A 14,132-nucleotide genomic window follows, 5' to 3' on the forward strand; every position below is an offset into this window, starting at 1 on the left:
TGTCAGTACCCAAAATGAGAGGACAAGCTTCAAAATAGGCACTGATGAAGGGTGTCAGTACCCGAAATGGGCTGGACACCCCCAAAATAGGCACTGGTGGAGTCGGTCAAAACCCAAAACGAACGCGCCAGCTCTAAAAAAGTGTATTGAAGACACTCCCAATCCCAGATTCACTGGACAACCTTAAAAGTACCTCTCAGCCCCCAGAATCAACTGGACAGCCCCCAAAATATCTTCATAATGAACCCCGATAGCCAGCTTTTAGCAAGTTTCCGCCCCGCCACTACCTGCCCTGCTTTTGGTTTTTCCCAGCCATTTCATATATAATGGGTCTGTGGCTCAAAGAGGGACAGGCGGGCCTGAGAAAAGGGGACTGGAGGTATCGCTGTGAAGGTACTTCAAACGGTTGTTGTCAAACAGGTACTTACAGAGACTAGCAAGGAACGGCTTCTTAATAAATATGGAACAAAAAAACAACAGCTGCAAAAAGAAAGTGAGCAGCTTAAATTCGAATGGAAGAAGCAGGAAAAATCAAAGAAGCATCCTCCTGAAATATTAAAAAGGCAGTTCGAAAATGAAATTCGGCTCCGCGGAGAAAAAATCAAGCTGCTGGAGTTTCATATCGAACAATTACATATTCTACCGTTAGGAAGCGAATTGAAAGAATCGGAACTGCAGGCGCTTGTTGAAATTCAAGAAGGCGATTTGTGGGACGACTTTCTTGCTGAAAAAACAGTTGTGGTAAAAGATGGCGTTGTGGTTGAAATACGTGAGAGGTGAACTAAATGGAAAAATGGTTTAATGTTGGGAAGATTGTTAATACCCATGGAATTCGCGGTGAAGTAAGAGTCATTTCGCGGACCGATTTTCCCGAAGAACGGTACAAGGTCGGGAACAGCCTGTTTCTTTTCATGCCGGGCAGAAAGGAGCCGAAGGAGCTCGTTGTCAAAAGCCACCGCAAACATAAAAACTTTGATTTGCTTACGTTTGATGGCTATGAAAATGTCAACCATGTTGAACCGTTCCGGGATGGCATCCTGAAGATTCCGGAAAGCCAGCGTGGCACATTGGAAGAAGGCGAATATTATGTCCAGGATATTATTGGCTGCCTTGTCTATACAGTGGACGGCGAGGAAATCGGCAAGGTGACAGAAGTTCTTTCTCCAGGAGCCAATGATGTCTGGGTAGTCAAAAAAGGAAGAGAAAAGGAAAAACTGATTCCATATATTGAAGATGTTGTCAAAAAAGTAGATATCAAGGAAAAAGTGATCCTTATTGAGCCGATGGAAGGTCTGCTGTCATGATGAAAATCGATGTGCTGTCTATTTTTCCGGAGATGTTCCCGGGGGTTCTTGGCCACTCCATATTAAAAAAAGCAGCCGAAAAGCAAGCGGTCTCTTATAATGTTGTCAATTTCCGCGACTATGCTGATAACCGCCACCAGACCGTGGACGATTATCCTTATGGAGGCGGAGCAGGGATGGTCCTGAAACCGCAGCCGATTTTTGATGCGGTTACCGACCTCGTCGATAAAGCGGAAAGCAAAAAGCCGCGCGTCATCCTGATGTGTCCCCAGGGAGAAAGCTATACGCAGAAAAAGGCGGAAGAACTAGCGCGTGAGGAACATCTGATTTTTATCTGCGGCCATTATGAAGGCTATGATGAGAGGATCCGGGAGCATATTATCACCGATGAAATCTCGATTGGCGATTACGTGCTGACGGGCGGTGAACTCGGGGCGATGGTGGTCATCGACAGCGTTGTCCGCCTGCTTCCAGGGGTTCTCGGCAGCGAGGAGTCCCATATTCAGGATTCCTTCAGCACAGGACTGCTTGAACATCCTCATTATACAAGGCCGGCCGATTTCCGCGGCATGAAGGTCCCTGACATCCTTCTGTCAGGCAATCATAAACTGATTGATGAATGGAGATCAAAAGAATCGCTGCGGCGAACCTATTCCCGCAGGCCGGACCTCCTGGATGCCGCAGAACTTTCGCCGGAACAGCGAAAATGGCTGGAGGAAATCAAAAAACAGCAGTAAAAGTCATTGCAGTCTAGCGCCCAATATGGTATTATACTTCTTGTGGCTTTAGCCTGGCTATTGCCATTGATAACGATGTTCCGCTGCACGAGATGCAAGAGCATTTGTGGGAGGAGTTGAAAACGATGCAAAATCTAATTGCAGAAATTACAAAAGAACAACTTCGTACTGATCTTCCTGCGTTCCGTCCTGGTGATACTGTACGTGTACACGTTAAGGTTGTCGAGGGAACTCGCGAACGTATCCAGATTTTCGAAGGTGTGGTAATTAAGCGTCGTGGTGGTGGAATAAGCGAAACTTTTACAGTTCGTAAGATTTCTTACGGTGTAGGCGTTGAGCGTACATTCCCTGTTCACACACCAAAAATTGCGAAGCTTGAAGTAATCCGCCGCGGTAAAGTCCGCCGTGCGAAACTTTACTACCTGCGCAACCTGCGTGGTAAGAAAGCTCGTATTAAGGAAATCCGCTAATAAGAATGCAGAAAAGAGCTTGTTTTACAAGCTCTTTTTTCATATCGCACATTCAGCTGGTATAATGAAAAAGTGAAATTAATGTAAAAAAACACTCCCATCGTGTTTATATGAAACAAGTTATGTAAAATAAAGCTATATTGGGATTTGATTTTCTGAGAATGGTGGGGAATGTATGGCACAGAAAAAAAACGAATTATGGGAATGGGTAAAAGCGCTGTTCATTGCTGTTTTGCTGGCAGCGGGAATCAGATACTTTCTATTTGCGCCAATTGTGGTAGACGGATTATCCATGATGCCCACCCTTCATGATCAGGACAGAATGATTGTCAATAAGCTGAGCTATAAAATCGGGGAACCGGAACGGTTTGACATCGTGGTATTCCATGCGCCCGAAAACAAGGATTACATAAAGAGAGTAATCGGGCTTCCCGGCGACCATATTGAATATAAGGATGATACTCTTTATGTTAACGGGAAAGCATATGAAGAGCCGTATTTGGAAGACTATAAGCAACAGGTAATCGATGGCCCGCTTACGGAACCTTTTACGCTTGAAGAAAAGATCGGCAGGGAAACCGTGCCGGAGGGGCACATCTTTGTGATGGGGGATAACCGCCGCTTCAGCAAGGACAGCCGACATATCGGGACGGTTCCTCTTGATGAAGTACTCGGCCAAACCAGCATCATTTATTGGCCCATTCAAGATATCCGTATAGTGGATTGATAAACGGGAAGCGCCTGTATGGGCCCGTACGGGGCCCGTGCAGGCGCTTTATTATTTTAGTAAGAGGAGGTTTCTTTCATGACGATTCAATGGTTCCCTGGCCATATGGCGAAGGCCAGGAGGGAAGTCACTGAGAAACTTAAGCTTGTAGATATTATTTTTGAACTGGTGGATGCGCGGATTCCCTATTCTTCACGAAATCCGATGATCGACGAAATTATTCAGCACAAGCCGCGAATCGTGCTTCTCAATAAAGCGGATATGGCCGATAAAGAGGTTACTGCCGAATGGATCACTTTCTTTAAGAAACAGGGAATCAGCGCTCTGGCCATCAATTCCCAGGCGGGCACCGGACTGAAGCAGGTCGTCAGTGAAGCCAAGGTGCTTCTTAGGGAAAAGTTTGACCGCATGGAGGCGAAAGGGATCAAGCCAAGGGCCATCCGGGCAATGATTGTCGGGATACCGAACGCGGGCAAATCGACGCTGATCAACCGCCTGCATGGGAAAAACATTGCCAAAACCGGAAATATGCCTGGGGTTACGAAAGCCCAGCAATGGATCAAGGTTGGCAAGGAACTTGAGCTGCTCGACACCCCCGGGATCCTCTGGCCAAAGTTTGAAGACCAGGAAGTAGGCTTGAAGCTTGCTGTTACAGGAGCGATCAAGGATGCTATTTTAAACCTGGATGATGTCGCAGTATATGCCTTGAAATTCCTTGGTGAACATTATCCTGTACGCCTGAAGGAAAGGTTTGGCGTGGAAGAAGTTCCGGAAGATGTAGTCGAGCTATTTGACAAGATTGGCTTATCGCGGGGATTGAAGCAGGGGCGCGAAGTTGATTATGATAAAGTGGCCGAGACGGTAATCAGGGAAATCCGCGGTGAGAAGCTTGGCGCGCTTTCGTTTGAACGGCCGGCCGATCTCGCGGCGAATGAGGGGCCTGCAGAGAAATAAGGTCCTTCGAGGGGCCTTTTCTTCTGGAGCCTTATGGGGAAAAATACATATAGGAGTACATCATGAACAAGATGCCAATTGCAAAAATCCAGCAGCTGCTTTTTTCAGAAGAGGCAGATGAAACGCTTATTGCCAGCCTTGAAAAGGATGAGCGTGCTGGTGTTCAGCGGCTTCTGGAAAAATGGCAGAAGCAGCAGCAAAAAGAGCAGGAACTTCTTAAGAAGTTTATTGAAATGACCCAGTTTGAACGAAGATTAAGAAGCCAGGGCTACAAGTCCATTGCCGGAATTGACGAAGTGGGCAGGGGGCCGCTTGCCGGTCCTGTAGTGGCTGCAGCCGTCATTCTTCCGGAGGATTTTTATTTGCCTGGAGTGGATGATTCCAAGAAGCTGAATKAACAAAAAAGGGAAGAGCTTTTTGAAAAAATCCAGCAAGAGGCGGAAGCGATAGGGATAGGTGTCATTGAGGCAGCGGAAATCGATGCGATCAATATTCTTGAGGCCTCGAAAAAAGCGATGCTTCAGGCAATCGTTGAAATTCAGTCGGCTCCTGATTATCTTCTTGTTGATGCTGTCCGGCTGGATACTCCCTATCCTTCTGAATCCCTGATAAAAGGCGATGCACGCAGCATCTCGATTGCGGCAGCCTCGATTGTGGCGAAAGTAACAAGGGACAGGATGATGAAGAAGCTTGATGGAGTTTATCCCCAGTACGGATTTGCCTCCAATATGGGCTACGGCACTGCTGCCCATTTGGATGCTTTGAAAAAATACGGGGCAACTCCAATCCACAGAATGAGCTTCGCCCCGGTAAAATTGGCAGGCAAATAAATATACGAGAATAGTAAAATTAAACCAGTAATTTGCCATTAGACCATATCATGCCAGAGGAGAGCCCGGCCCGCAATGCCCGGCTCTCTTTGTTTATCCCTGTTTTGCAAGGATTTTTCCCAATTTTTAAAAAGGCAAAATATTTAAATCATAAAGCTAGACAAGGGATATTTCATTATATACAATGAAAGCGCAGTCTATTTTTCTAGAAAAAGCATAAATGAATTTTGCTCGAAAACGCTTCCGTTTTACGAGTGATAGGAGGATGGGAAATGAATATCCATGAGTATCAGGGGAAAGAAGTCCTCAGGCAGTATGGGGTAACGGTACCAAATGGAAAAGTAGCGTTCACGGTGGAAGAGGCTGTGGAAGCGGCCAAGGAACTGGGAACTGAAGTTTGTGTAGTCAAAGCGCAGATTCATGCCGGCGGACGTGGAAAGGCTGGCGGTGTAAAGGTCGCTAAAAATCTTGAGGAAGTCCGTACATATGCGAGTGAAATCCTTGGCAAAACCTTGGTCACTCACCAAACCGGCCCGGAAGGAAAGGAAGTAAAGCGCCTGTTGATCGAGGAAGGCTGCGACATCAAGAAAGAATACTATGTGGGCCTTGTTCTTGACCGTGCAACTTCCCGTGTCGTTCTGATGGCTTCAGAAGAAGGCGGAACAGAGATTGAAGAAGTGGCAGAACAAACGCCAGAAAAAATCTTCAAGGAAGAAATCGATCCTGTTGTCGGATTGACTCCATTCCAGGCACGCCGAATCGCATTCAATATCAACATCCCGAAAGAGCTTGTCAATCAGGCTGTCAAATTCATGATGGGATTATATAACGCTTATATTGAAAAGGATTGTTCAATTGCGGAAATCAACCCGCTTGTTGTAACAGGCGATGGAAAGGTCATGGCGCTTGATGCCAAGCTGAACTTTGATGCGAACGCTTTGTATCGCCAGAAGGACATTCTCGCATTGCGCGACCTTGAAGAAGAAGATCCAAAGGAAATCGAAGCTTCCAAGTATGACCTGAGCTACATCTCCCTTGATGGAAATATCGGCTGCATGGTCAACGGTGCAGGCCTTGCCATGTCCACAATGGATATCGTCAAGCATTACGGCGGCGAGCCGGCCAACTTCCTTGATGTTGGGGGCGGCGCGACAGCTGAAAAGGTAACCGAAGCGTTTAAAATCATTCTTTCCGATCCGAATGTGAAAGGCATTTTTGTCAATATCTTTGGCGGAATCATGAAGTGTGACGTCATTGCTACAGGCGTTGTTGAGGCTGCGAAGCAGGTAGGCCTCGAGGTGCCGCTCGTTGTTCGTCTTGAAGGCACGAATGTCGACCTGGGCAAACAGATTCTGAATGAATCCGGACTGAATATCGTTGCTGCGGAATCCATGGCTGACGGCGCACAGAAGATCGTTTCACTAGTTAAGTAGGATAGGAAGGAGAATAGTTGTCATGAGTGTATTCATTAATAAAGATACAAAAGTAATCGTACAAGGGATCACTGGTTCAACAGCCCTTTTCCATACAAAGCAAATGCTAGAATATGGCACAAAAATCGTCGGTGGGACGACTCCAGGCAAAGGCGGCCAGGAAGTGGAAGGCGTTCCCGTTTTCAACACTGTTCAGGAAGCGGTAGAAGCTACCGGAGCGACGGCTTCCGTCATCTACGTTCCAGCTCCATTCGCAGCAGACGCGATCATGGAAGCGGTAGATGCTGAGCTTGACCTTGCCATTTGTATTACAGAACATATCCCTGTTTTGGACATGGTTAAAGTAAAGCGCTACATGGAAGGCAAGAAGACGCGCCTTGTAGGGCCTAACTGCCCGGGCGTAATCACGGCTGACGAGTGCAAAATCGGAATCATGCCAGGGTATATCCATAGGAAAGGCCATGTTGGTGTTGTTTCCCGCTCCGGAACTTTGACCTATGAAGCGGTTCACCAGCTTACCCAGGCCGGAATCGGCCAGACAACAGCAGTCGGAATCGGCGGCGACCCTGTAAACGGCACAAACTTCATCGATGTGTTAAAAGCGTTCAATGAAGACCCCGATACCTATGCTGTAATCATGATTGGTGAAATCGGCGGTACCGCAGAAGAAGAAGCGGCTGAGTGGGTAAAGGCGAACATGACCAAGCCTGTTGTCGGCTTCATCGGCGGACGCACGGCGCCTCCAGGTAAGCGCATGGGCCATGCCGGTGCCATCATTTCCGGCGGAAAAGGAACGGCTGACGAAAAAATCCGTGTCATGAACGAATGCGGCATCAAAGTTGCCGAAACTCCTTCCGTCATGGGAGAAACTCTTATTGAAGTCCTGAAAGAGCAAGGACTTTATGAAAAATGCAAGACACACTAAGACCATAGGCAAAAACAGTCCCTCATTTTAGAGGGACTGTTTGCAATTCCTTCCCCTATCCCCCAAAACTGCCTTCCTCAAAAAAATGACTTTCCAGGAGGTTCCCCGTTAATGGATGAACTTAAAAAAAGGCTTGCCTGCCTGCTGCACTGCAAGCAGATGAGCTGGAAAAATGTACAGCTTATTCTTCAGGCCGACCCCCAATTGACCACATTTTCCTTCAAACCTGAAAATCCCCTATCGAAAAAGTTCCCGGATGTTGCCATGCACCAACTACCGATGGAACAGATTTTGGAGCAATATCAGAAAAATGGCATCCACCTGATCAGTTTTTTAGATGACGACTACCCGGAAATCCTTAAATCCATATATCAGCCGCCCTGGATGCTGTTTGCCAAGGGCGAAATCAGGCTGCTGAAAAGCGCATTCCCCCTTGCTGTGGTCGGCAGCCGAGAGGCCAGTGACTATGGGAAAAAGGCAATCGGCGCCTTGTTTCCACAGTTGATTGAAAGCGGTGCTGTCATTATCAGCGGACTCGCCAAGGGAATAGACACTTATGCCCACCAGATGGCCATCAGGAATGGCGGAAGCACGATAGGTGTCATAGCCGGAGGATTTGAGCATATATACCCAAAAGAGAACCTTGGGCTGGCCCAGTATATGATGAACCACCACTTGCTTCTGTCAGAGTATCCCCCATATACCAGGCCTGAAAGATGGCAGTTTCCGATGAGAAACCGGATCATCAGCGGCCTTGCTAAAGGAACCCTCGTAGTAGAGGCGAAAAAGCGGAGCGGCTCCTTCATTACAGCGGATTTTGCCTTGAATGAAGGCAGGGAAGTATTTGCGATTCCAGGGAGCATTTTTGAATCAAAATCGGCCGGGACGAATGAATTAATTCAAATGGGGGCAAAACTGGTCAAGGAGCCAAAAGATATAATAGAAGAAATTATTTTTTAGCTTTTTAAAGGATAAAAGCAAGGATATCAAGCAACTTGCAGCCGCCCAAATACCTTGGCCAATAAAGTTAAATTATGAAAAACTGCTACAAAATGGTTGAAATAAATTAAAAACTGTTATACATTGTGCATCAGGACACTTAAAAGCGGAGGCGCCTGTTCAGCGACGTATGGGCTGGAGCCATCGACTGAGATAAAGGAAACACGGAGAGCGGAGCGATCCGATGTTGACTTATCGTAGGGAGATTGGCGAAGCCCACAAGTCGCTAGGCGCTGGAGCTGGATAGATTAAAAGCGGAGGCGCCTGTTCAGCGACGTATGGGCTGGAGCCCATCGACTGGGAAGCGCCGTTACTTCTTCACCTGTCCTGACAGAATCCTTGCGGCAAATACAAAAACTGAAAACGGTTACTCTCCCTGTTTATTGACAATGGGGTTCTTAATATTAAATAATAGGTGTAATTTTATTCCCTCTTAAGGAGGACAAATTGGATGTCGGAATTTTTAGTCATCGTTGAGTCGCCAGCAAAAGCGAAAACGATTGAGCGTTACTTGGGAAAAAAATATAAAGTGAAAGCTTCCATGGGGCATGTAAGGGATTTGCCGAAGAGCCAGATGGGAGTCGATATAGAGCATCAATTCGAGCCAAAATATATTACGATTCGCGGAAAAGGACCGGTTTTAAAAGAATTGAAATCGGCTGCCCGCAAAGCTAAGAAAATTTTTCTCGCAGCTGACCCCGACCGCGAAGGGGAAGCGATTGCCTGGCATTTGGCCCATAGTCTTGATGTGGATGTTAACTCCGATTGCCGCGTCGTTTTTAACGAGATTACTAAAGATGCAATCAAGGAATCATTCAAGCATCCCCGCCCGATCAATATGGCCCTTGTGGATGCTCAGCAGGCGCGGCGCGTACTAGACAGGCTTGTCGGATACAATATCAGCCCGATCCTTTGGAAAAAGGTGAAAAAAGGCCTAAGCGCGGGCCGTGTCCAGTCGGTAGCCTTAAAGCTGATCATTGAGCGCGAAAGGGAAATCCAAAAATTTGAACCCGAGGAATATTGGACGATTGGAGCCGAGTTCCTCAAGGGGAAAAGCAAGTTTGAAGGCTCTTTTTATGGAATGGATGGTAAAAAAGCAGAACTGAAATCGGAAGACGATGTCAAAAAGGTGATGCAGCAGCTGAAGGGCAATAAATTCAGGATTACATCCGTGGTCAAAAAAGAGCGGAAGCGCCACCCTTCCCCTGCCTTTATCACATCCTCACTCCAGCAGGAGGCAGCCCGAAAACTGAATTTCAGGGCCAAAAAGACGATGATGCTTGCACAGCAGCTATATGAAGGAATTGACCTCGGCAAAGAAGGAACGGTCGGTTTGATTACGTATATGAGGACGGATTCAACGCGGGTTTCCGAAGTTGCACAGGCTGAGGCGGCAAATTATATCACTAGTCAATACGGTAAAGAGTATCTGAAGGGCGAAGGAAAGAAAGAAAAGAAACAGGGAAATACACAGGATGCCCACGAGGCCATCCGGCCAACAAGTGTCCTGAAGGAGCCCAACAGCCTGAAAGAATATTTATCGAGAGACCAGCTTCGTTTATACAAGCTTATCTGGGACAGGTTTGTGGCGAGCCAAATGGCCTCGGCGATCATGGATACCATGAGCGTGGACCTCGAAAACTCCGGTGTGATTTTCAGGGCGACCGGCTCGAAAGTAAAGTTCCCAGGATTCATGAAGGTGTATGTCGAAGGTTCGGATGACCAGGTTGAAGAGAAAGACAGGCTGCTGCCTGACCTCAAAGAAGGCGATGAGGTACTTAAGAAGGACATGGAGCCCAAACAGCACTTTACCCAGCCGCCGCCGCGATATACGGAGGCCCGTCTTGTCAGGACGCTTGAAGAACTGGGAATTGGCCGCCCTTCCACCTATGCTCCAACACTGGATACGATTCAAAAGCGGAGCTATGTCGCCTTGGACAACAAAAGATTTGTTCCGACAGAACTGGGAGAAATCGTCCATGAGCTGATGGTGGAATTCTTTCCGGATATTCTTGATGTCGAGTTTACCGCAAAAATGGAACAAGACCTGGATAGCGTGGAAGATGGCAAAGTCAATTGGGTCAAAATCATTGATGAGTTTTACCAGGACTTTGAAAAGCACCTCGAAATAGCAGAAAAAGAGATGCAGGAAATCGAAATCAAGGATGAACCTGCCGGGGAAGACTGTGAGCAATGCGGCAATGAAATGGTATTCAAAATGGGCCGCTACGGCAAGTTCATGGCATGCAGCAACTTCCCGGATTGCCGCAATACGAAAGCGATTGTCAAGGAAATCGGCGTAAAATGCCCGAATTGCAAGGAAGGGAACATTATCGAACGGAAAAGCAAAAAACGGCGGATATTTTATGGCTGTGACCGTTTTCCGGGTTGTGAGTTCCTGTCCTGGGATAAGCCTATCGCCCGCAGCTGTCCGAAGTGTGACAGCCTGATGGTGGAGAAAAAGCTTAAAAAGGGCGTTCAGGTTTCCTGTACAGAATGTGATTATAAGGAAGCGCAGCAAAGTTAGGGTGAGCATAAGCTCACTCTTTTGCTTTTTGCGGAAACTATGATAGAATCATTTTTTGCAAACTTGAAACTTTTTGCTTTTATTTTCGTAATGTAAAGTGCAAAATGGACTATTGAGGGCAAAATAAAGTGAAACTTCATTCAGTGGGGGAGCTTCATCCCCACTGAATGTTAGCCGGGCGTAGCCCGATTGATTTTTCTAAGGGCTGAAGCCCTAAGAAAAATCTTATTTCACCAATCGGGCTTTTACTGGCAGTTGATCCCCACGAATCATTATTGCTTCTCTCTGAAATCCAGAAGTGGGGGTCTTACTGCCAGTTAATGCGGGATAATCAAGCAATCGCATATAGATAATGGAAGCAACTGGAGGAAACAAAATGGCAGAACAAATCGTGAACGTTGTTGGTGCAGGACTTGCCGGCAGTGAAGCCGCCTGGCAGCTTGCCAAGCGCGGGATAAAAGTGAACTTATATGAGATGAGGCCAGTGAGGCAGACGCCGGCCCACCATACAGATAAATTTGCCGAACTGGTTTGCAGCAATTCTCTTCGTGCCAATACTCTTACAAATGCAGTGGGAGTTTTGAAGGAAGAAATGAGGATGCTTGACTCTGTTATCATTGGTTCAGCCGATGCAAGTTCGGTCCCTGCAGGCGGAGCCCTTGCGGTGGATCGTCATGACTTTGCGGCCAGGGTCACCGAGCAGGTGAAAAACCACCCGAATGTGACAGTCTTCAATGAAGAGGTGACAGGAATTCCTGAAGGCCCAACAATCATTGCAACAGGCCCTCTGACAAGTGAAGCACTCTCACTTGGATTGAAGGAGCTAACGGGGGAAGAATATCTTTACTTTTATGATGCCGCTGCTCCAATCATTGAAAAAGACAGCATTGATATGGACAAAGTCTATTTGAAGTCCCGTTATGACAAGGGTGAGGCAGCATACCTCAACTGCCCGATGACAGAAGAAGAATTTGACCGCTTTTACGAAGCGCTGACTTCTGCGGAAACGGTTCCCCTGAAAGAATTCGAGAAAGAAATTTTCTTTGAAGGCTGCATGCCGATCGAGGTAATGGCAAACCGGGGCAGGAAGACGATGCTCTTCGGCCCAATGAAGCCAGTCGGGCTCGAGGATCCGAAAACAGGAAAGCGTCCCTATGCCGTTGTCCAGCTGCGCCAGGATGACGCTGCCGGAACCCTTTACAACATTGTCGGATTTCAAACGCATTTGAAATGGGGCCCTCAGAAAGAAGTCATCCGGCTGATCCCCGGTCTTGAAAATGCGGAAATTGTCCGATACGGCGTTATGCACAGAAATACGTTCATCAATTCACCTAAAGTTCTAAAAGCTACCTATCAATTCAAAAACAGGGAAGATTTGTTCTTTGCAGGGCAAATGACTGGAGTCGAGGGATATGTCGAATCGGCCGCAAGCGGATTGATTGCCGGCATTAATGCTGCCAGGCTTGTAAAAGGAGAAGAACCGTTGGAGTTTCCAGCTGAAACGGCCATGGGGAGCATGTCACGCTATATCACGACGACAAACTCTAAAAACTTCCAGCCTATGAATGCCAACTTCGGATTATTCCCTGAACTGCCTGTTAAAATCAAAGGAAAACAAGAACGAAACGAACAGCATGCGAACCGAGCGTTGGAAACAATTCAGAACTTTGTGAAATATTTGTAAACTTTATTGCAGCGGGCTGCTGAATTGTGGTACTATTTAGTAGCCCATGTGAGGTGACAGGTTATGCAAGTAGGCAAGAACGAGGCTCTAAAATTATTTATCGAATATATGCAGATAGAAAAAAATTACTCACAAGCAACCATTGAGCAATACCACCATGACATTACCGGTTTTTTTATGTTCATGGCTGAACAAGCCATCTCAAGTCTGGAGGAAGTCCAGTACGGAGATGTGAGGATTTTTTTAACAAGGATGTATGATAAAAAATTGGCAAGGAGAACAGCCGCAAGCAAAATTTCCTGTCTGCGGAGTTTTTACAGGTTCCTTGTCCGTGAAAAGCTTGTTGCCGAAAACCCGTTCGCGCTTGTTTCCCTTCCCAAGGCTGAAAAACGGCTTCCGGAATTCTTTTATGAACAGGAACTGGAGCTGCTTTTTGACGCCTGTGAAACAGAAACCCCGCTTGGTAAGAGGAATAAAGCACTGCTGGAATTGCTGTATGGAACTGGAATCCGTGTCAGTGAATGCTGCAAAATCAGGTTGAGCGATCTGGATTTTTTTCTGTCGACCGTTCTTGTTCACGGAAAGGGGCACAAAGAAAGATATGTTCCTTTCGGAAGTTTTGCTCATGATGAATTGCAAACTTATATACAATCCGCCAGAAACGAACTGCTCGGTGATAAAGAGGATCATGGCTATTTGTTCGTCAACTTCAGAGGCGGGCCGCTCACAGCGCGGGGAGTCCGGGGCATTTTGAACAAGATGTTTGAGAATTCCTCTCTGCAGGGGAAAATCCACCCCCATAAGCTTCGGCACACATTCGCAACCCATCTGCTTAACAACGGAGCAGATATGAGGACGGTCCAGGAGCTGCTAGGCCATGCCTTCCTTTCTTCAACACAGATATACACACATGTAACCAATGAACACTTAAGGCGGACCTATATGTCCTCACATCCTAGGGCATAAGTCTGTAAGGAGGGAAACGGGATGTCTCAATTTCATTCAACGACCATTTTTGCAGTGAAGCACAATGGAAAAAGTGCTATGTCTGGGGATGGTCAGGTTACATTCGGCAACGCTGTTGTGATGAAACACACAGCACGCAAGGTGAGAAAGTTGTTTAATGGAAAAGTGATCGCCGGTTTTGCCGGCTCTGTGGCAGATGCTTTTACCTTATTTGAAATGTTCGAAGCCAAGCTTGAGGAATACAATGGAAGCCTTCAGCGTGCCGCCGTGGAACTTGCCAAGCAATGGAGAGGCGACAAGATGCTCAGACAGCTTGAAGCGATGCTCATTGTAATGAACGAGGAGCATATGCTGCTGATTTCGGGCACCGGGGAAGTAATCGAACCGGACGATGGAATCCTGGCAATAGGATCCGGGGGGAATTATGCGCTTGCTGCCGGAAGGTCGCTGAAAAGGTATGCGTCGGAGCACCTGACGGCTAGGGAAATAGCCAAGGGTGCCCTTGAAATCGCAGCCGATATCTGTGTCTATACGAACTCCAATATTATCGTGGAAGAATTATAGGGGGGAGCAGCA

The 14,132-nt window shown here is 47.0% G+C and carries 14 protein-coding genes; all 14 read left to right on the forward strand.

The window, feature by feature from the left end; all coding sequences use genetic code 11:
- The first annotated feature begins 387 nt into the window (after positions 1-387).
- The 14 genes from ADU22_RS10665 (at position 388) to hslV (ending at position 14,120) form a co-directional block, all read left to right on the forward strand.
- On the forward strand, positions 388-780 hold the full coding sequence (locus ADU22_RS10665) for a YlqD family protein (protein WP_053362135.1): 393 nt from the start codon (positions 388-390) through the stop codon (positions 778-780).
- Between the two features lie 5 nt (positions 781-785).
- Positions 786-1,304: a ribosome maturation factor RimM gene (gene rimM / locus ADU22_RS10670; protein WP_053362136.1), complete on the forward strand. Its 519-nt coding sequence runs from the start codon at positions 786-788 to the stop codon at positions 1,302-1,304.
- Complete coding sequence (gene trmD, locus ADU22_RS10675) at positions 1,304-2,041, forward strand: tRNA (guanosine(37)-N1)-methyltransferase TrmD (protein WP_156324445.1); 738 nt, start codon at positions 1,304-1,306, stop codon at positions 2,039-2,041. The genes rimM and trmD overlap by 1 nt, the downstream gene beginning before the upstream one ends.
- Positions 2,042-2,166: 125 nt before the next feature.
- Positions 2,167-2,511 (forward strand): 50S ribosomal protein L19, encoded by a 345-nt coding sequence (gene rplS, locus ADU22_RS10680; protein ID WP_046522289.1) that lies wholly within the window; start codon positions 2,167-2,169, stop codon positions 2,509-2,511.
- Positions 2,512-2,686: 175 nt separating this feature from the next.
- Complete coding sequence (lepB, locus tag ADU22_RS10685; protein WP_053362138.1) at positions 2,687-3,238, forward strand: signal peptidase I; 552 nt, start codon at positions 2,687-2,689, stop codon at positions 3,236-3,238.
- Between the two features lie 78 nt (positions 3,239-3,316).
- Positions 3,317-4,192, forward strand: coding sequence for a ribosome biogenesis GTPase YlqF (gene ylqF / locus ADU22_RS10690; RefSeq protein ID WP_053362139.1), 876 nt, complete (start codon positions 3,317-3,319; stop codon positions 4,190-4,192).
- Positions 4,193-4,254: 62 nt separating this feature from the next.
- Complete coding sequence (rnhB, locus tag ADU22_RS10695) at positions 4,255-5,022, forward strand: ribonuclease HII (protein ID WP_053362140.1); 768 nt, start codon at positions 4,255-4,257, stop codon at positions 5,020-5,022.
- A 272-nt stretch (positions 5,023-5,294) separates the two neighbouring features.
- Entirely contained in the window at positions 5,295-6,455 is a 1,161-nt protein-coding gene (gene sucC, locus ADU22_RS10700; RefSeq protein WP_053362141.1) for an ADP-forming succinate--CoA ligase subunit beta, read from the forward strand.
- A 22-nt stretch (positions 6,456-6,477) separates the two neighbouring features.
- A complete protein-coding gene (sucD, locus tag ADU22_RS10705) occupies positions 6,478-7,380 on the forward strand; it encodes a succinate--CoA ligase subunit alpha (RefSeq protein WP_053362142.1) in 903 nt (300 codons plus the stop codon).
- Between the two features lie 111 nt (positions 7,381-7,491).
- Positions 7,492-8,340, forward strand: coding sequence for a DNA-processing protein DprA (dprA, locus tag ADU22_RS10710; RefSeq protein ID WP_053362143.1), 849 nt, complete (start codon positions 7,492-7,494; stop codon positions 8,338-8,340).
- 490 nt (positions 8,341-8,830) lie between these two features.
- Positions 8,831-10,906: a type I DNA topoisomerase gene (gene topA, locus ADU22_RS10715; RefSeq protein ID WP_053362144.1), complete on the forward strand. Its 2,076-nt coding sequence runs from the start codon at positions 8,831-8,833 to the stop codon at positions 10,904-10,906.
- A gap of 376 nt (positions 10,907-11,282) precedes the next feature.
- A complete protein-coding gene (gene trmFO / locus ADU22_RS10720) occupies positions 11,283-12,590 on the forward strand; it encodes an FADH(2)-oxidizing methylenetetrahydrofolate--tRNA-(uracil(54)-C(5))-methyltransferase TrmFO (RefSeq protein ID WP_053362145.1) in 1,308 nt (435 codons plus the stop codon).
- Between the two features lie 63 nt (positions 12,591-12,653).
- Positions 12,654-13,556, forward strand: a complete 903-nt coding sequence (xerC, locus tag ADU22_RS10725) for a tyrosine recombinase XerC (RefSeq protein ID WP_053362146.1) — start codon at positions 12,654-12,656, stop codon at positions 13,554-13,556.
- A gap of 21 nt (positions 13,557-13,577) precedes the next feature.
- The gene (gene hslV / locus ADU22_RS10730; protein ID WP_053362147.1) at positions 13,578-14,120 is read left to right on the forward strand and encodes an ATP-dependent protease subunit HslV; all 543 of its coding nucleotides are present in this window, start codon (positions 13,578-13,580) and stop codon (positions 14,118-14,120) included.
- Positions 14,121-14,132 lie beyond the last annotated feature (12 nt).

It is taken from the genome of Bacillus sp. FJAT-27251 (assembly GCF_001273925.1).
Lineage (GTDB): Bacteria > Bacillota > Bacilli > Bacillales > Cytobacillaceae > Mesobacillus_B.